Source organism: Gordonia sp. UCD-TK1 (genome assembly GCF_001691435.1).
GTDB classification, from domain to species: domain Bacteria; phylum Actinomycetota; class Actinomycetes; order Mycobacteriales; family Mycobacteriaceae; genus Gordonia; species Gordonia hongkongensis.
Genome location: NZ_LZMP01000079.1, coordinates 44406 through 62332 on the forward strand (window position 1 = coordinate 44406; position 17927 = coordinate 62332).

The following is a 17927-nucleotide window of genomic DNA, read 5'->3' on the forward strand; positions in this document are numbered from 1 at the left end:
CGTGTGCGGAGTCCGGTGTTGTCGGGACTGTGCCGAGTACGTGCGCGCCGACTCCGCGACCTGGCTACCCTGGTGACATGCGAACCGGTTCCCCCGACCTCGACGACGCCGAGGAGCTGATCTCGGCCGATGTCGACGGTTTGCTGAGAGCGGTCGCGCTCGCCGGCGCACAGGTGCGCGCCGTCGCCGAAGCGGTACGCGAAGGCGTGCTCGCCCCGCTCGCGGACCTGCGTCCCCGTAGCGTCATCGTGGTCCACGGTTCCAGCGGCGTCTCCCATCGGGCGACCGACTTCGCGGTGGCCACGCTCGGGGCCCGGGTGGACGTCCCGGTGGTCAGTGGTCCGGTGTTGCCCGGGTGGATCGGCCCGCTCGACGTCGTGATCGTCGCCGGCGACGATGCCGGGGACATGGCGCTCGCCGACGCCGCCGCGCGGGCGTTACGCCGGCGGGCCGAGGTCGTGGTGGTCGCACCCGTGGCCGGGCCTCTGCGAGATGCGCTGGGCGGCAACGGGATCAACCTCGCGCCGCGGTTCGACATCGAACCCCGCTTCCGCTTCGTGGGGTTCGCCGCCGCGCTGCTCGCGGTGTTCGGTGCGCTGACCCAGGTCCGGTTCACCGGGAGCGTGCCCGCACTCGACGACCTCGCCGACGCACTCGACGACGAGGCCTCGACCGGACACCCGGCCCGCGACGCCTTCCACAATCGCGCCAAATCGCTGGCGCTGCGCGTCCAGGGCCGCCCCACCGTCTGGACGGCGGACAGCCCGGCCGGCGCGGCCATCGCCCGGCATGCGGTCGCCGGGCTCGTCGGACTCTCCGGGATCGTCAGCGCCGCAGCCGAACTCACGGACGTCTCGCGAATGGTGCAGTTGCTCGGGTCGCGTTCGGATGTCGCGCCGAGTGCGGACTCGATCTTCTACGATCCCGACTTCGACGGACCGCCGGCAGCTCCCGCGCCGCGCGTCCAGGTCGTCTCGACCGGGCGGCGGGAATGGTTCACGCGTCAGCGGATCACCGGTCTCGGAGAGGTCGATCTCCTCGTCGGAATCGATCGTGCGCAAGAGACTTCGGCCGCCGGGGGCGCGGACGGCCGCGAGTGGGAGGACCGGCGTCCGGCGCCGGGTGAGGATCCGGTGGCCGACGGCCCGGGGGATGTACTGGATTTCCTGATCGTGGCACTACGGGTCGAGATGGCGGCGGTGTACCTCCGCCTGGTTGGGAACGCGTTGCAATGAGGATCATCGACGGAGTGGTGCGGCCATACGCCTGGGGGTCGCGGACCGCGATCGCGTCCATGCAGGGTAGGTCCGTGCCATCGGCGCACCCGGAGGCGGAGCTGTGGTTCGGGTCCCATCCCGCGGGTTCGGCTCGGTGCGTCGATGTCGCCGGGATCGAGCAGGATCTCGTCGATGTGATCGACGCGGATCCGATCGGCACGCTCGGCGCGGCAAGCACGGCGGCCTTCGGCGAGCGTCTGCCGTTCCTCCTGAAGGTGCTCGCCGCCGAGGAACCGCTGTCCCTGCAGGCACATCCGTCCGCCGAACAGGCCCGGGCAGGATTCGAACGCGAGAACGCCCGCGGTGTCGCGCTCGAAGCCCGCGACCGCAACTACCGCGATCCATGGCACAAGCCCGAACTGATCGTCGCGACGACACCGTTCGACGCACTGGCCGGCTTCCGTCGACCGGAGGACACCATCCGGTTGCTCCGCGCACTGCAGGTCAGTGAGCTCGACCCCTATCTGGGGATGCTCGCGGGGCAGCCGGACTCGGAGGGGCTGCGGGCGCTCTTCACGACGTGGCTGACGCTGCCCGAGTCGCTGCTCCGTCAGCTGGTCCCGGCGGTACTCGCCGGCGCGGTCACCGTGCTGAGCACGGGTGAGACGGAGTTCGTCGCCGAACTGCGGACGGTGTGTGAACTCGGGGAGGCCTACCCGAACGATCCCGGTGTCCTGGCATCGTTGCTGCTCAACAACATTCACCTCGAACCCGGGCAGGGTCTCTATCTGTCCGCGGGTAACCTGCACGCCTACCTCCGCGGTACGGGTGTGGAGATCATGGCGAACTCCGACAATGTGCTGCGGGGCGGACTGACGCCCAAACACATCGACGTTCCCGAGTTGTTGCGCGTCCTCGACTTCACCCCGGTCGATGTCTCGGACCTGACCCCGCAGATCCGGACCGTCGGCGCCGAGCGCGTGTACCTCACCCCCGCTCCCGAATTCCGGCTGTCGCGTGTCGAACTCGACGGGACGGGCCTCCACCACGCCTCGTCGATCTGCTTCGACATGCCGGGCCCGCAGATCCTCGCCGTGCTCAGCGGCGCGGTGGAGGTCCGACCGGCGGGTGGGAACCCGCTCACCGTGACGGCCGGACGGGCAGTGTGGATCACCGACGACGACCCGGACGTCATCGTCCGCGCGGGGTCGGCTCGTGCGGTCTTCTACCGCGCGCTGGTGCCGGCCGCGGTCTCGGCGCAACCCGACCTGACCTCATCGGTGGCGTCCGCGTCCGAATGATGTCAGTCCGTCAGCGCCGAACCGGAGTAGCCGCAGCGGTGCCCGCGGGTTCGGGGTAGCCGCCGATCAGGTTCCATTCGTCGGGGGTCGCGACCATGGTGACCAGGATCGGCCGCCCGCCGGTGTCGAGTGCGATGTCCTGTGGCGTACGCGGATTCTGACGCAGCGCGACGGTGGCGCCGTCGGCGGGTTCGCCGAGGCCCGGTGCGACGACGATCATCCGCGTGGTGTCGGGTTGCGGGGAAGGTGGCGCCACACCGTCGACGATGACCAGGCCGGGGCCGGGGCGCGCCGGGGTGCGGTCGCCCGAGAGTGACAGCGCGCTCGGATCGCCCACGGCGGTGACCACCGGGGTCCACCGGTGCGGGCGGTCGGTGTGCACGCGCACCGCGGCACCGACCGCGACTGCGCGGAGAGCGATCTGGGCCACGACGTGAATGCCCGCGGCGACCGAGACCGTGGAGATACCGGGTCCGACGAGCCGGGTGGCGACCGCGCGGCCGGCGTGATCGGCGCCGATGAGCTGGCCGCAACCGCCTGCCGGGATACGCGCCGAGGCGAGGAACGCCTCCGCCTCCGAACCCGTGAGTGCGGGTATGGCCCGGTCGAGCCGGGTCGGCGTCGAGATGGGGAGACTCGCTGCGAGAGCGTCGAACTGGCGGCCGTCGAGGGGGATCAGACCCGCGGGCCATCCACCGAGTGCGCGCCTCGCGGCGGGGAACTCGTTGACGCGGACGATCCCGGACACCTCGACCGTCGTGCGATCGCCGCGACGCCTGCCCTCGGTGACTCGTGGGCACAACTTCACGGTGACGGTCGTCGAGACCGCGGAGTTGACCCAGATGCCGCGCAGCACGTCGGTCAGGGCGGCCGGTTCGACGGCGGCGCTGCGCATCCGCAGACCGGCGACGCCGACCGAGTCGCGTTCCTCGGCGAGCGAGTCGAGGCTCGCGCCCTCGATGAGCTGCGCCGTGATGGCGGTGATCTGTGCCGCCGACAGGATGGTCGTCGACAAGCCGTGTTCGGCGAGCCTCTTGGCGACGCGGCGGGTGGTCACCGTCGCGGTGCGCAGTGCACCGGTCGCGCCGCCCCCGCGGCGGGCGACGGCGTCGGCGCAGTCGAGGGGATTGAGCCGGAGGACGACCAACACCGACCGTTGGGCCGTCGCCGACAGCGGGCCCAGGGTGCGGTCGTAGGTGTCCGGCGCGATGCCCGAACCCCACACGCGCACACCGTGACTGATGACCTCGATGGAGCTGAGCCGGATGTCGTAGGGACTGATGCACTCGGCCAGGACGCCGAGGGGCACCACCTGGCCCGATTCGTCGCCGAGTTCGCTGTGACCCGGGGTCAGGTAGGTGACGGCCGGGCTGCCCGGGTCCACCCGGACGACGGTGACCAGGGTGTCGCCGACCCACCTCGCGCCGATGGTCGTCGGAGCCGATGTCCGCCGTGCGGTGGCGTGGGTGCTGGGGGCGGGCAGCGGGACGTCGAACGGGGCCGGGGCGAGATCGGCGTGGTCGCGGCGCATCCGCGACCATGAGAACGACAGATTCGCCACGATTCGGCCGAACACCGACGGCCGCCCGCCGACCCGCACCAGACCTGCGGAGACGACCGCGGCCACGCCGAGTGCGGTTGCACCCCAGACGCTGCCGGACACCACCCAGACGACGAGTCCGATTGCCAGCACCGCCTCGATCACGACGAGTGTGGGCAGTGCCATCCCACGCCTGTTCCGCTCCACGGTTGCGACCCCCTCGATCACCGCTGCCGACTGGCGTGTGCCGTCCACCGAGAGTGTGCACAAGCGGTGGAGCCCCACACGTCAGGGGCATGTTTGTCGGTTAGGCTACTACCGCGCGGCAGGGGGTATGCCGCAGGAGATCACAACCCGCTCGCCGCCGGAGAAGGTCCGACGCCGCGGCCCGGGTGCGGACAGGGGGAGCCGTGGCACGTCAGCTGACGACCAAAGCCCAGGTCAACGGCTACCGTTTCCTGATCAAGAGGCTCGAGCACGCGCTGGTACGACGCGATGTCCGGATGTTGCACGATCCCATGCGTTCACAGTTGCAGGCGCTCGTGGTCGGGACCGTCCTCGGTTTGCTGGTCCTCGGCGGGTGCGGAATCTGGGGCCTGATCCGGCCGCAGGGGTCCGTCGGCGACGCCACGATCATCGTCAGCAAGAACAGCGGCAGCACCTACGTCCTGATCGAGGACACCCTGCATCCCGTCCTCAACCTGGCCTCGGCACGGCTGGTGACGGGTAGCTCGGAGTCGCCGACCTCGGTCGGGGACAACAAGCTCAAGCCGTACCCGCGCGGACCCCTGTTGGGCATCCCGGGTGCGCCGGCGGCACTGCCGAAGTCGTCACACCCGGACTCCTCCACCTGGACGGTCTGCGATTCGTCGACCGTGTCGGACGCGCCGGCCGAGTCGATCGAGCAGACCGTCATCGCCGAGACGCCGCGTCTGGGTGACGCGATCGGGACGGCGCGCCCCGCCGACGCCGTGCTCGTCGATGGCGGCGACGAGACCTTCCTGGTGTATCAGCTGTTCCGGGACGGTGTCTGGAGTCCGGTCCGTGCCGCTGTCGACACCGAGAGCGCGCCCGTCATGCGGGCTCTCGGCCTCGAGGGGGCCACGCCCCGGCAGATGTCCACCGGCCTGCTCAACACCTTCCCACTGGTCGATCCGCTTGCCGTGCCGGAGATCTCGGGTGCCGGCCAGCCCGGGGCAGTCGACGGCGCGAGTGTCGGCAGCGTCGTCAAGTCGGTCGGTGTCGATGACACGACGTCCTATCATCTGGTGCTGCGCGACGGGGTGCAGGAGATCAGCGCCCCGACCGCCGAACTGATGCGGCTGGCCGACTCCGACGCAGCTCCGGTGACCACCGTCGCCCCGGGGCAGCTCGCTGCGCTGAGAACCGTGGAGTCGGAACCCGTCTCGGACTTTCCCGAAGTCGCGCCGACGCTGCTGGACGTGGGCGGCGATCCGACGCTGTGCCGCACCTGGACCCGCGGGACGGGGGAGCCGCGCGCACAGACGACGTTGCTCGCGGGGCGTGAACTGCCGCTCGCGTCGGACGCGGTGCCGGTCCGGCTGACGTCGTCCGATGGTGCCGGACCGAACCTCGACGCGGTCTACATGCCGCCCGGCTCGGGTGAGTATCTGCAGGTGACCGGCAACGAGGCAGACAGCTCGCGCACCGAATCGCTGTTCTATGTCAGCGATTCGGGTGTTCGGTTCGGCGTGCCGGACTTCGAGACCGGCGGCATCCTCGGGCTCGGGGATTCACCGTCCCGCGCGCCGTGGTCGGTGGTGTCGCTGCTGGCGCCCGGGCCGACCCTCTCGCGCGAGAACGCCCTCGTCGCGCACGACGGCCTGGAGACCGCACGACTCGACGCCGGCGCGGAGCACACCGAAGGACCCTCGACCGGCGGATGATCGACGGCGCCCCCGCCGCGGCCCTACGTGAGCGGGCCGCCGACGATGTTGCCGACGATCCCGCGGATGACGTTGGTGCCGTCCTCGGATCGCAGTTCCTCATACCAGGCCGCGGTCGCCTCCGGGTCCTTGCCGTGCGTGACGTCGCAGCGCTTGCGTGCGCGGAGCACGAGGTCGGCGGCCCGTTCGGTGCGTGACGCCTCATAGGTCGTGAGGGCCGCGTGCAGGTCGTCGGGGTGATCACGGAAGGCGAACTGCAGGGCGATCGCATCTTCCATCGCCGAACAACCACCCTGCCCGATGTCGGGGGTGGTGTTGTGTGCGGCGTCGCCGAGTAGTGCTACATGTCCCCGGACCCAGGTGTGGAACGGATCGATGTCGAGGATCTCGACGCGGTTGGTGGTCGCGGGATCCAGTGTCTCGATGAGCTTCTGGACGCCGGGCGCCCATCCGGCGAACTCCTCGGCGAGCACCTCGCGTGCGGTTCCACGTTCGAACGGAACCCCTTCGGGCATGGTCACGTCGAAGAAGAAGTAGAATCGGTTGCCCGCCACCGGCATCACCGATACCCGACGCGAATCGCCCACGTAGGTGGTCCATTCGGTGGCCGGTCCGATCTCCTCGTCGATCGGGACGAGCCCGTTGAAGTTCACGTACCCCGCGTAACGACGCTCGACCGCGTGACCGAGCACATGGTCGCGGGCAAGCGATCTCGCACCGTCGGCGGCGATGACGACATCACCCTGGGCAGTGGTGCCGTCGGCGAATTCGACAGTGGCGCCGTCCGGACCGTCGTGGACGGCGACCATCTTCTTGCCGAACCGGATCTCGTCGTGGCCGAAGGCGTTCATGAGCATGAGCTGGAGTTCGGCGCGTGCGATCGGGTAAGGACGTTGCCCGACCTCGTCGATGAGCGGTGCCATGCTGAAGCGGCACATCGTCTCTCCGGTGAATGCGTCGATGTAGCTCATCGAATCGACGATGCCGCCCAGCGCGGCGGTCTCGGCTTCGAGGCCGAGGTGGTTCAGGCACTTGACCCCGTTGGACCACACCGAGATCGCCGCGCCGACGGGGCGGTTCTCGGTGACCTGCTCGTATATCTCGACCTCGTGCCCGAGCTGTCGCAACGCGATGCCCGCCGAGGTCCCGCCCATACCGGCGCCGATGATCACAGCTTTCACAGGAACCCAGGCTAGGTGTCCGCGAGCCGCGGCGCGCGGCGAGTACGCCGGACACCTCGCCGCCTGACCGCCGCTGCGAGGACGTCGTGACCGGGATGGACCCGACGGGTCAGGACCGGTCGTGTCCGGTGACGAGCGCGGTGACCATGTCCTGCCACTGATGGGTGATCGTCTCGAGGTCGAGTCCGACGTCCACCAACAGGTAGCGGACCGAACTCGCCGAGAGCGGCGCCTGGACAGTGAGGGCCAGGAAATCCAGCGCGCCGTCGAAACCCAACTGGCGCAACAGGATCTGCACATGCTGGGTGGACGTTCGGGCCACCGGGTGACTCATGAAGTCCTCGGCGCCGGCGCCGGCCTCCAGCAGGATGTCGAGGTGGTCGGCGGTGAGCTTGAGGCGAGCGCGACCGTAGGCGAGGAGTCGGTCGAGTGGGGGAGCGCCGGGACCCAGCGGCTCCGGACCGGACAGATACGCCTGCTGGATCTCGGACTCGCTGTGGTCGAGGAGAGCGAGCATGAGCCCGGTCCGGCTGCCGAAGCGACGGAACACTGTGCCCTTGCCCACACCCGCTTCGCGGGCAACCGCCTCCATCGTCACCGCGGCCGCACCGTGGTGATCGATGAGGTTCTTGGCGGCAGCCAGCAACAGACGCCGGTTACGTGCGGCGTCGGCACGTTCGGTCCCCGAAGAATTGAGCGAGATGTGGAGTGGGGAGTGGTCGGGCCCGTTTGGCACGTGATGAGCGTAACTCTTGACCAGATGCGGAATGAATCGGACCCTGGTCCGGTTAGAGCATGTCGTAGACAAGGTCGCGTGGACTTCCACGGACTCCTGTGCCATCGAGAGGAATCACATGTCGGAACGAGTCGTCGAACTGGTCGCGCTGGTCGGAAGCTTGCGTACGGCCTCGGTCAACCGCCAGCTCGCCCACCTGGCCGCGGACAATGCGCCGTCGGGAGTCTCCATCACGGTCGTCGACAATCTCGGCTCGCTGCCGTTCTACAGCGAGGACATCGACGTCGAGGAGCAGCTCGACCCAGCCGTGGCGAACCTGCGCCAGATCGTCGGCGCCGCCGACGGCGTGCTGATCGCGACCCCCGAGTACAACGGCACCATCCCCGCCGCACTCAAGAACGCCATCGACTGGTTGTCGCGGCCCTACGGCACCGGCGCGCTCACGGGCAAGCCCGTCGCGGTGCTGAGCGCGGCCCTCGGCCAGTACGGCGGCGCGTGGACCCGTGAGGACACCCGTAAGTCGGTCGGCATCGCCGGCGGTCGCGCGATCGCGGAAGCCGACCTCGGTCTGCAGCTCGCGGCACTGCCCGAGGCCGGCCTGGATTCTCCGGAGGTCGTCGAGAAGGTCGTCGCGTCCGTCACCCGGCTCGTCGACGAGGTCGCTGTCAGCGCCTGACCCGCACCAACGTCCCGACGCCGCGCCCGGCCCTTGCCCGGCGCGGCGTCGTCGTGTCCGGGGGTGCCGGCGTCGGGCCGCGAGTGCGACCGGGGGCGGATGTGGATGGTCGGTGGACATGTTGTGGACCGCCTCGGGACAGCCTGTGAACGACACGCCGGACACGCGGAGGACACGCGGGGGATTTGTGATCGTGCACCGCTCCGACCTGCATGTCTTCCATCAATGTTATTCACAAGCCCTTGTGGTGACCAGAAATGTCAGCCACTAGGTGTAGTGTTTGAGCTACCAGTCAGGCAGACGACGAGAAGCAGTTCGACTCCTCGGAGAAAGCCACCACGATGGTGATCCAGGTCACCATCTTCACGCTGGGAAACCGCACGTCACTGGCGATTCCTACGACCCGAGGAGTACCTCCGAATGTCTATCACCGTCTACACGAAGCCGGCCTGCGTCCAGTGCAATGCCACCTACAAGGCCCTCGACAAGCAGGGTCTGTCCTATGAGATCGTCGACATCAGCGAAGATGCCGAGGCGCGTGACTACGTGATGGCGCTCGGCTACCTGCAGGCACCCGTCGTGGTCGCCGGCGACGCGCACTGGTCGGGCTTCCGTCCCGACCGCATCAAGGCACTCGCCACCGCCGCTGCCTGATCTGCCGTCACCATCACGGTGACATCGCCCGCCCGACCGGCGGTGCAGAGGCGATCCGACGGGGAAGCCGGATCACATCGCATCGCGAGGTCATCGAGGAAATGGTCACGCCGCTCACGGCGTTGACACCGACAGTGCCGGGCCGGACACGGCCGGCGAGATCACGAGAACTACCGGCTGGAGGAGACATGGCGGCAGAATCGCCGTTGATCGTGTATTTCTCCTCCGTCTCGGAGAACACCCACCGGTTCGTCGAGAAACTGGACATGCGCGCCGTGCGCATCCCGGTCCTCGATCGGACCGGTGTTTTCCGTGTCGACGAGCCGTATGTCCTGGTCTGCCCGACCTACGGCGGGGGCAAGGCGACGGGGCAACCCGGCGGCTACGTTCCCAAGCAGGTCATCCGCTTCCTCAACGACGAACACAATCGGTCATCGATCAGGGGGGTGATCGCGGCGGGTAACACGAACTTCGGCGAGGAGTTCTGTTACGCCGGCGATGTCATCGCACGGAAGTGCCACGTCCCCTACCTCTACCGGTTCGAATTGATGGGCACCTCCGACGATGTCGACCGCGTCCGCGCGGGACTCGCCGAATTCGCCCAGAGTCCGGCGTTCGCGGCGAGCGTGTCGCTCAGCGCCTCGCCCGCCTGACCTGCGGATTCCGCTCGATCAGGCTTTGTCGTACCCCTCCCATACTCTGGCCGCACCGGCCCTCGGTAACAGCCACCACTACCCGCAGGAGTCATCTGTCGTGTCGCCCACCGCCGCCGTCTCGGACACCACTTCAGCCAGCAAGTCGGGTGTGCACCCCGGGCCCTCGGGACACGACCCGGGCGAGCTCGACTACCACGCCCTCAATGCGATGCTCAACCTGTACGACGCCGAGGGCAAGATCCAGTTCGACAAGGATCGCGAAGCCGCGAACCAGTACTTCCTGCAGCACGTCAACCAGAACACGGTCTTCTTCCACGATCTCGACGAGAAGCTCGACTACCTCGTCGAGGAGAACTACTACGAGCCCGAGGTCCTTGCGAAGTACGACCGCGAGTTCGTCAAGAGCCTCTTCGGGCACGCCTACAGCAAGAAGTTCCGTTTCCCGACCTTCCTCGGGGCGTTCAAGTACTACACGAGCTACACGCTCAAGACGTTCGACGGCAAGCGGTACCTGGAGCGTTTCGAGGATCGCGTGTGCATGGTGGCGCTGACCCTGGCCGACGGCGACACGGCCCTCGCGCGCAACCTCACCGACGAGATCATCGAGGGCCGGTTCCAGCCGGCGACGCCGACCTTCCTCAACTCCGGCAAGAAGCAGCGCGGCGAACCCGTCTCGTGCTTCCTGCTGCGTATCGAGGACAACATGGAGTCGATCGGCCGGTCGATCAACTCGGCCTTGCAGCTCTCCAAGCGTGGCGGCGGAGTTGCCTTGCTGCTCAGCAACATCCGCGAGCACGGTGCGCCGATCAAGAAGATCGAGAACCAGAGTTCGGGTGTCATCCCGATCATGAAGCTGCTCGAGGACTCCTTCTCCTACGCCAACCAGCTCGGTGCCCGGCAGGGCGCGGGCGCGGTGTACCTGCACGCGCACCACCCCGACATCTACCGCTTCCTCGACACCAAGCGCGAGAACGCGGACGAGAAGATCCGTATCAAGACCCTGTCGCTCGGTGTGGTCATCCCGGACATCACGTTCGAGCTGGCCAAGGCCAACGACGACATGTATCTGTTCAGTCCGTACGACGTCGAACGTGTCTACGGCGTACCGTTCGCCGACGTCAACGTGACGGACAAGTACCACGAGATGGTCGAGGACCGTCGCATCCGCAAGACCAAGATCAAGGCGCGCGAGTTCTTCCAGACCCTCGCCGAGCTGCAGTTCGAGTCGGGATACCCGTACATCATGTTCGAGGACACGGTGAACCGGGCCAACCCGATCGACGGCAAGATCACCCACTCCAACCTGTGCTCGGAGATCCTGCAGGTGTCGACGCCGTCGACCTTCAACGACGATCTGTCGTATGCCGAAGTGGGCAAGGACATCTCGTGCAACCTGGGTTCGCTGAACATCGCTAAGACGATGGATTCGCCCGACATCGGCCAGACCATCGAGACCGCGATCCGCGGCCTCACCGCGGTGAGCGACCAGACCACGATCACGTCGGTGCCCTCAATCGAGCACGGCAACAACCAGTCTCACGCCATCGGCCTGGGGCAGATGAACCTGCACGGATACCTGGCGCGTGAGCGGGTCTTCTACGGCAGCGAAGAAGGCATCGACTTCACGAACATCTACTTCTACACGGTGCTCTATCACGCGCTGCGCGCGTCGAACCGGATCGCCGCCGAGCGCGGCCGGGCGTTCACCGGCTTCGAGAAGTCGAAGTACGCGAGCGGTGAGTTCTTCGACAAGTACACCGAGAAGGTGTGGGAGCCGGCGACCCAGAAGGTGCGAGACCTGTTCGGGCAGGCCGGGATCGCCATCCCGACCCAGGACGACTGGCGTGAGCTGAAGGCCGCCGTCCAGCGTGACGGCATCTACAACCAGAACCTGCAGGCCGTCCCGCCGACCGGTTCGATCAGCTACATCAATCACTCGACCAGTTCGATCCACCCGGTCGCCGCCAAGATCGAGATCCGCAAGGAAGGCAAGATCGGCCGCGTCTACTACCCGGCGCCGTACATGACGAACGACAACCTGGAGTACTACCAGGACGCGTACGAGATCGGGTACGAGAAGATCATCGACACCTACGCCGCGGCCACGCAGCATGTCGACCAGGGCCTCAGCCTGACGCTCTTCTTCAAGGACACCGCCACCACGCGCGACGTCAACAAGGCGCAGATCTACGCATGGCGCAAGGGCATCAAGACGCTCTACTACATCCGCCTGCGCCAGATCGCGCTCGAGGGGACCGAGGTGGAAAATTGCGTCAGCTGCATGTTGTGACCTGTTGAGTGTGAACCGTTGCGTACGAACATGGTTCCGGCCACAGGCGGCGCGATCTACGGGGTTCGGTTGCGGGCCGCGTATGACTATCGCTACATCGGGCTCACCACAAAAACTGGGCAGCAGCGGCTGCGGCAACACTTCAAAGTCGCGGCGGCCGGAAGAAAGACACCGTTCTATGACTGGCTCCGATTGCAAGATCGCGACAACGTTTTGGCGGACGAGTTGCAGTTCGTCGAAGGACTCAACGAGTTGGGGGAGGCCGAGATCGCTTGGATCGCCTACCTCAAGCGCGACGGCCAACCGCTGCTGAACCTGGCAGAGGGCGGATTGGGTCCTACCGGGGTGGTTTGGACCGGGGAGATGCGAGAAGCGGCTCGGGTTCGTTCCACTGGACGGAAGGGGCTGAGCCGGTTTGCGGATGACAATCCGTTCTATGGTCTCAAGCACTCCGACGAACAGCGTGAGAAGTGGTCGGTCCAGCGCAGAGGCTCTATCACCGGAGAAGCAAATCCGAACTTCGGGAAGTTCGGACCTGCTCACCCCAGCTACGGGCGCGTCATGTCGGAGGAAGCTCGCGCTCGACTGTCGGAGCAACGAAAAGGCGAGGGAAATCCGAACTTCGGGCGGCGCGCAAGCGAGGAGACACGCCGCAAGATGTCCGACGCTCAGAGGGGGCGTCCAAAGCCCTCGAGCAAACGGAATGCCCACACCAGGCACCACACGAACAAAGGCGTGTTCAAGAGCACGTGTCAGTACTGCATCGACGATGTAGCCAAACCCGATGAGTGAAGAAAGCGACATCTGCCATGTCTGAGAAGCTCAAGCTGGTCAGCCGGGTCTCGGCGATCAACTGGAACCGCGTGCCCGACGAGAAGGATGCCGAGGTGTGGGATCGCCTCACCGGCAACTTCTGGTTGCCCGAGAAGGTGCCGGTGTCCAACGACATCCCGTCGTGGGGCACGCTCACCGAATACGAGAAGCAGCTCACCATGCGGGTGTTCACCGGTCTCACCCTGCTCGACACCATCCAGGGCACGGTCGGCGCGGTGTCGCTGATCCCGGACGCCACCACTCCGCACGAGGAGGCGGTGCTCACCAACATCGCCTTCATGGAGTCGGTGCACGCCAAGAGCTACAGCTCGATCTTCTCGACACTGTGCTCCACCAAGGAGATCGACGAGGCGTTCCGCTGGTCGGAGGAGAACGAGCAGCTGCAGCGCAAGGCGCAGATCGTCATGGACTACTACCGTGGCGACGACCCGCTGAAGCGCAAGGTCGCCTCGACGCTGCTCGAGTCGTTCCTGTTCTACTCCGGCTTCTACCTGCCGATGTACTGGTCGAGCCGCGCGAAGCTCACCAACACCGCCGACCTGATCCGCCTCATCATCCGCGACGAAGCGGTGCACGGGTACTACATCGGCTACAAGTATCAGCGCGGACTCGAGGTCGAGACCCCGGAGCGTCGTCAGGAGCTCAAGGACTACACCTTCGAGTTGCTGTTCGAGCTCTACGACAACGAGAGTGACTACACCGAGGCTCTGTACGACGAGGTCGGGCTGAGCGAGGACGTCAAGAAGTTCCTGCGCTACAACGCGAACAAGGCCCTGATGAATCTGGGCTACGAGGCGATGTTCCCGCGCGACGAGACCGACGTGAACCCGGCGATCCTGTCGGCACTGTCGCCCAACGCCGACGAGAACCACGACTTCTTCTCCGGGTCGGGCAGTTCCTACGTCATCGGCAAGGCCGTCAACACCGAGGACGAGGACTGGGACTTCTAGTCCCACCGAGGATTTCGTAGCGTCAATGCGTGCTATATGCGCATTGGCGCTACGAACCGCCGGCGGTGAGACGGTCGTAGAGGTCGCCGAGCTCGTCGATCGCCTCGGCGATGTCGGCGGGCGCGACGCCGGTGGCGCGCAACGCCGCCCGTAGTTCGCCGCCGTCGAGCGCGGTCAGCGGGTTCATCCGCGACGGCGACGGCAGCGGAGGCAACGTCGAGGCGGTGCCGTAGTAGTCGTCGACCTGCAGTGAGGTTGCTGACCCACCGTCGTCGGAGGTCCGTGATACCGGTGGGCGAGAATCGATCTCGGCCAGCAGTGCTCGCAGGTCGGTGCCCATCACGGTCAGCAGGGTCAACGGGGTGCGGTCGATCTCGGCGGCCACCTCGTAACAGGTGACGAGCGCATGGATGCACCGCGGCGCCTCGTCGGGGCACGTGCAGTCGGTCTCGACGTCGGCGGATTCGGTGGGCACCAGCAGCTCACCCAGCGCCGGCGGCTGTTCGCCGCGGGTGAGCAGCATGAGTTCATCGCCAGCGTTGCGCTCGCGGAGTAGGTTCGCGAGTGTCGGGGTGTCGACGGTGCGGGTGGTCAGGATGACGTCGAACGGCTCGAGCTGGGTGCCCTCCACCGAGGCGGTCACCCGGCCGGCGCCGATCCGTAGGCCGCGCAGATGCCGATCGCGGAAATACCTGCGCGCCTTGGTGATACGCCGGCTGTCCGCGACCGATTCGCCGTCGGCGCCGCGTCCCTCGACGACATCGACGAAGGCGCGTGACCATGAGGTGAGGCCATAGCCGCGGACCGCGATCGTGCCACGCTCACCGCGGCGTTGCGTGCCCTTCTTGCGCACCGTCATTCGCTGACCGCCTCGTCGCGCAGCCGGATGAGTTCGAAGAGTTCGTCGTCGGCGAGGTCGGACACCCAGTTCTCGCCGGCCGCGACCGTCAGCCGGGACAGCTCACGTTTCTTGGCGATCATGTCGTCGATGCGCTCCTCGATGGTGCCGACACAGACGAACCGATGCACTGATACCTTCTGGTCCTGGCCGATCCGGTAGGCGCGGTCGGTGGCCTGGTCCTCGACGGCCGGGTTCCACCACCGATCGACGTGGATGACGTTGTTGGCCGCGGTCAGGTTGAGCCCGGTGCCGCCGGCTTTCAGCGTCGCCAGCAGGACCGGCGGCCCGTCGTCGGACTGGAAGTCGGCGACGAGACGGTCGCGCTCGGTGCGACCCAGACCGCCGTGCAGAAGCGGGATCTCGCTGCCGAACTCCGCGGTCAACCACGACGACAGCATGTCACCGAAGGCGGCGAACTGGGTGAAGACCAATGCGCGGTCGCCCTCCTCGGCGACGGTGGAGACGATGTCGGCCAGCAGTTCGACCTTGCCGGAGCGGTGCCCGCCGTCGCGGACGAGGTCGGTGCCGTCGGCGAGATAGTGCGCGGGGTGATTGCACACCTGCTTGAGGCGGGTCAGTGCGGCCAGCACGTTGCGGCGTCGTAGTGTGCGCTGCTGCTTGTCGCGCAGTGCCGCCATCAGTTCGTCGATCACCGCGCGGTACAGCGCCGCCTGCTCGACGGTGAGGTTGGCCCGGACGGCGAAGTCCGCCTTCTCTGGGAGGTCGGCGGCGATCGCCGGATCGGTCTTCTCGCGGCGCAGGATGAACGGCCGGGTGATCGCGGACAACCGTCGGAGGGCGGCCGGGTCACGGTCCCGTTCGATCGGTTCGGCGTAGCGTGCGCGGAACACCGACGCGGACCCGAGCAGGCCGGGGTTGACCAGGTCGATGACGGCGCGGAGATCCTCCAGGCGGTTCTCGACCGGGGTGCCGGTGAGGGCGAGGCGGTGGTCGGCGGGGACCGTCCGAACCGCCTTGGCCGCAATGGTGTTCACGTTCTTGAGGTGCTGGGCCTCGTCGACCACGATCCGATGCCAGGGTCGCGAGGACAGCAGCTCGTGGTCGCGCGCCGCGATCGCGAAGGTGGTGACCACGATGTCGACGGAGTCGCGGATGCCCGCGAACGCCGCCCCGGACTCGCGGGACGGCCCGTGGTGGATCGCCACGCGGAGCGCGGGCGCGAACCGGGCGAACTCCCGCGCCCAGTTGCCGACCAGGGACATCGGGCAGACGACGAGCGTCGGCTCCCGAGGATCATCGGCAGGCGACGCGGACGGATCGCTGCGCTCGTGGCATTCCAGAGCGATGACCTGCAAGGTCTTGCCCAGGCCCATGTCGTCGGCCAGCACGCCGCCCACACCGAGAGTCGACAGATGGGCGAGCCAGTCCAGGCCGCGCTGCTGGTAGGGACGCAGGGTGGCGGTCAACCCCGTCGGTGGCGCGACGGATTCGGGACGAAGGACGCCGGTGTCGGCGACGTCGTCGAGCCAGGAGAGGCCTTCGACTCGTGACACCGGTACGGGTAGACGGTCCGACTCGCCGGTGACGAGATTGAACAGCTCGCCGAAGTCGCTCGGCGGTTCGGCCGCGGCCAGCGCGCGCTGGGTGGCGACGAACGTGGCTGCCCGGGTCAGCGCGGCGCCCTCGGCGCGCATCCACACCCCGCGCACGCGGACCAGATCGCCTTTCTGGCCGGACAATTCGTCGAGGTCGGCGTCGGTGAGCGTGATCGCGTCGGGGGTGTCGCCGAGGGCGAGACGCCACTCGAACTCCCGGATCTCCCGCAGGCCGACCATCGCCGCCGGTGCCCCGCCTCCGGGCGGGGCGAGCGCGCGCAAGGTCAGACTCGGACGGACCTCGGCGATCGTCCGCGGCAACAGAACCGGTATGCCGACGGCGCCGAGCGCCGCCGCGCCCGTGGCGAACAGTTCTTCCGCGATCGCGGTCGGCAGCAGGAAGTCGAGGGAGCCCCGATCGGGGTCGGCGCGGCCCAGTTCGGGGAATTCGCGGACTGCCGTGGCCAACTCGGTCGTCAGTTCGTCGAGTTCGTGGGCGTCGAGGCGGTGCGGCGCGACGGGTTCGACCTGTCCGTCGATGCTCCGACGACAGACCTGCAGTCGCCACCGCGAGGTCTCGGCCACCTCGGCGCGGCTCGGCGGGTCGACCGTGTCGTCGTCCCATGCGTCGGCCCACGGAACGTCGGCGAGGTCGTCGTACTCGGGTTCGTGCAGCCGGAAGATGAGCGAGCGATCGTCGCGCGGAGCGCCGGCGTTCCACCGCGACCAGCCACCCGCGGCGGCGGCGAGCCGTTCGGGGGAGCTGGGCGGGCGGGGATCGGCGTCGGGGAGCAGTGCCCGCACGATGGGTGACGCGGGCCGTGGTTCGCCGAGGCGGACGGCGGAACGCGCGATGGCGGAACGGCATTCGTGGTCGACGAGTTCGGCGAGGAAGTCGTCCAGGGCGGGTGCGGACCCGTTGTGCAGCAGCGCATCCGGCGCGCTTCCCACGACGACGGCATGCCAGCTGCGCCACGTCGGCGTCGCGACGACGACCCAGCGCACCATCCACTCGCCGGCCACCTGCTGGACCGACGGCGCCACGGTGCCCGACCGCACGAAGGCCCGCACACCGTCGAGGAGATATCGATACCAGCGGACATCGCCGGTCACCGCGATGGATCGCGACGCGTCGAGGAGCGTGATCGCCGACGTCATGCCCAACGTCGCGGCGCGGACGAAACGTCGGTGGCCGTCGGCGTCGACGACGGGGATCTCGCTGCGGAAGCGACGGCCGTCGAGTAGGTCGCGAAGGGGCGCGGCGAGATCGGACGGGTCCCCGTCGACCCACACCGCCAGGCCGACGCCCGGTCGCCACAGGGCGTGCAGGGGCTCGGCGGGGCTGGGCTTCGGGGCAGAGTCGGTGGCAGGCTGCCCGCTGGACGGCGCATCATGTGGCATGGAGGATCGTCGGCCAGTTTAGCGACGGGCTCCGACACCAGTCGTCGACGGCGGACGGTGCGCGAGACCACCGACAGTGGTTTGCCCGCTCGGGGAGCCGGGTATCGACGATCGTCGCCCGGCAGAC

The 17927-nt window shown here is 67.7% G+C and carries 14 protein-coding genes; 9 read left to right on the forward strand and 5 right to left on the reverse strand.

Going from position 1 to position 17927, the window contains the following annotated elements; genetic code table 11:
• The first annotated feature begins 77 nt into the window (after positions 1-77).
• Positions 78-1235: a hypothetical protein gene (locus A9310_RS23560; protein WP_065632653.1), complete on the forward strand. Its 1158-nt coding sequence runs from the start codon at positions 78-80 to the stop codon at positions 1233-1235.
• A complete protein-coding gene (gene manA, locus A9310_RS23565) occupies positions 1232-2518 on the forward strand; it encodes a mannose-6-phosphate isomerase, class I (protein ID WP_065632654.1) in 1287 nt (428 codons plus the stop codon). Before A9310_RS23560 ends, manA begins: the two co-directional genes overlap by 4 nt.
• Before the next feature lie 10 nt (positions 2519-2528).
• Here the strand turns inward: manA and eccE are convergent, their stop codons facing one another.
• The gene (gene eccE, locus A9310_RS23570; protein WP_254661325.1) at positions 2529-4244 is read right to left on the reverse strand and encodes a type VII secretion protein EccE; all 1716 of its coding nucleotides are present in this window, start codon (positions 4242-4244) and stop codon (positions 2529-2531) included.
• Between the two features lie 224 nt (positions 4245-4468).
• On the opposite strand from eccE, the gene eccB reads away from it, so the two are divergent.
• Entirely contained in the window at positions 4469-5965 is a 1497-nt protein-coding gene (eccB, locus tag A9310_RS23575) for a type VII secretion protein EccB (RefSeq protein ID WP_065632655.1), read from the forward strand.
• A gap of 23 nt (positions 5966-5988) precedes the next feature.
• Here the strand turns inward: eccB and hpxO are convergent, their stop codons facing one another.
• Together hpxO and A9310_RS23585 are read right to left on the reverse strand one after the other, a co-directional pair.
• Entirely contained in the window at positions 5989-7146 is a 1158-nt protein-coding gene (gene hpxO / locus A9310_RS23580) for an FAD-dependent urate hydroxylase HpxO (RefSeq protein ID WP_058252545.1), read from the reverse strand.
• Between the two features lie 109 nt (positions 7147-7255).
• Entirely contained in the window at positions 7256-7882 is a 627-nt protein-coding gene (locus tag A9310_RS23585) for a TetR/AcrR family transcriptional regulator (RefSeq protein ID WP_065632656.1), read from the reverse strand.
• Positions 7883-8000: 118 nt separating this feature from the next.
• Here A9310_RS23585 and A9310_RS23590 point away from each other — a divergent pair, with 118 nt between their 5' ends.
• From A9310_RS23590 to nrdF, 6 genes are all read left to right on the forward strand, one after another.
• On the forward strand, positions 8001-8558 hold the full coding sequence (locus A9310_RS23590; protein ID WP_065632657.1) for an NAD(P)H-dependent oxidoreductase: 558 nt from the start codon (positions 8001-8003) through the stop codon (positions 8556-8558).
• Between the two features lie 420 nt (positions 8559-8978).
• On the forward strand, positions 8979-9212 hold the full coding sequence (locus tag A9310_RS23595) for a redoxin NrdH (RefSeq protein ID WP_004019249.1): 234 nt from the start codon (positions 8979-8981) through the stop codon (positions 9210-9212).
• Positions 9213-9400: 188 nt separating this feature from the next.
• The gene (gene nrdI / locus A9310_RS23600; RefSeq protein ID WP_055475910.1) at positions 9401-9865 is read left to right on the forward strand and encodes a class Ib ribonucleoside-diphosphate reductase assembly flavoprotein NrdI; all 465 of its coding nucleotides are present in this window, start codon (positions 9401-9403) and stop codon (positions 9863-9865) included.
• Positions 9866-9965: 100 nt separating this feature from the next.
• Entirely contained in the window at positions 9966-12158 is a 2193-nt protein-coding gene (nrdE, locus tag A9310_RS23605) for a class 1b ribonucleoside-diphosphate reductase subunit alpha (protein ID WP_065632658.1), read from the forward strand.
• Positions 12159-12188: 30 nt separating this feature from the next.
• Positions 12189-12950, forward strand: coding sequence for an NUMOD3 domain-containing DNA-binding protein (locus tag A9310_RS23610; RefSeq protein ID WP_065632659.1), 762 nt, complete (start codon positions 12189-12191; stop codon positions 12948-12950).
• Between the two features lie 17 nt (positions 12951-12967).
• Positions 12968-13942: a class 1b ribonucleoside-diphosphate reductase subunit beta gene (gene nrdF / locus A9310_RS23615; protein WP_065632743.1), complete on the forward strand. Its 975-nt coding sequence runs from the start codon at positions 12968-12970 to the stop codon at positions 13940-13942.
• Between the two features lie 49 nt (positions 13943-13991).
• On the opposite strand, the gene A9310_RS23620 is transcribed toward nrdF, so the two are convergent.
• Together A9310_RS23620 and A9310_RS23625 are read right to left on the reverse strand one after the other, a co-directional pair.
• Positions 13992-14801, reverse strand: coding sequence for a hypothetical protein (locus A9310_RS23620; protein WP_065632660.1), 810 nt, complete (start codon positions 14799-14801; stop codon positions 13992-13994).
• Entirely contained in the window at positions 14798-17800 is a 3003-nt protein-coding gene (locus A9310_RS23625) for a DEAD/DEAH box helicase (protein WP_065632661.1), read from the reverse strand. The genes A9310_RS23620 and A9310_RS23625 overlap by 4 nt, the downstream gene beginning before the upstream one ends.
• Positions 17801-17927: the final 127 nt, after the last annotated feature.

Excerpts from the sequence above, each read along its gene's own strand:
- A9310_RS23560 (WP_065632653.1), top strand. The coding sequence starts at position 78 with ATGCGAACCGGTTCCCCCGACCTCGACGACGCCGAGGAGCTGATCTCG.
- manA (WP_065632654.1), top strand. The coding sequence starts at position 1,232 with ATGAGGATCATCGACGGAGTGGTGCGGCCATACGCCTGGGGGTCGCGG.
- eccE (WP_254661325.1), bottom strand. The coding sequence starts at position 4,244 with ATGGCACTGCCCACACTCGTCGTGATCGAGGCGGTGCTGGCAATCGGA.
- A9310_RS23590 (WP_065632657.1), top strand. The coding sequence starts at position 8,001 with ATGTCGGAACGAGTCGTCGAACTGGTCGCGCTGGTCGGAAGCTTGCGT.
- A9310_RS23595 (WP_004019249.1), top strand. The coding sequence starts at position 8,979 with ATGTCTATCACCGTCTACACGAAGCCGGCCTGCGTCCAGTGCAATGCC.
- nrdI (WP_055475910.1), top strand. The coding sequence starts at position 9,401 with ATGGCGGCAGAATCGCCGTTGATCGTGTATTTCTCCTCCGTCTCGGAG.
- A9310_RS23610 (WP_065632659.1), top strand. The coding sequence starts at position 12,189 with ATGGTTCCGGCCACAGGCGGCGCGATCTACGGGGTTCGGTTGCGGGCC.
- nrdF (WP_065632743.1), top strand. The coding sequence starts at position 12,968 with ATGTCTGAGAAGCTCAAGCTGGTCAGCCGGGTCTCGGCGATCAACTGG.
- A9310_RS23620 (WP_065632660.1), bottom strand. The coding sequence starts at position 14,801 with ATGACGGTGCGCAAGAAGGGCACGCAACGCCGCGGTGAGCGTGGCACG.
- A9310_RS23625 (WP_065632661.1), bottom strand. The coding sequence starts at position 17,800 with ATGCCACATGATGCGCCGTCCAGCGGGCAGCCTGCCACCGACTCTGCC.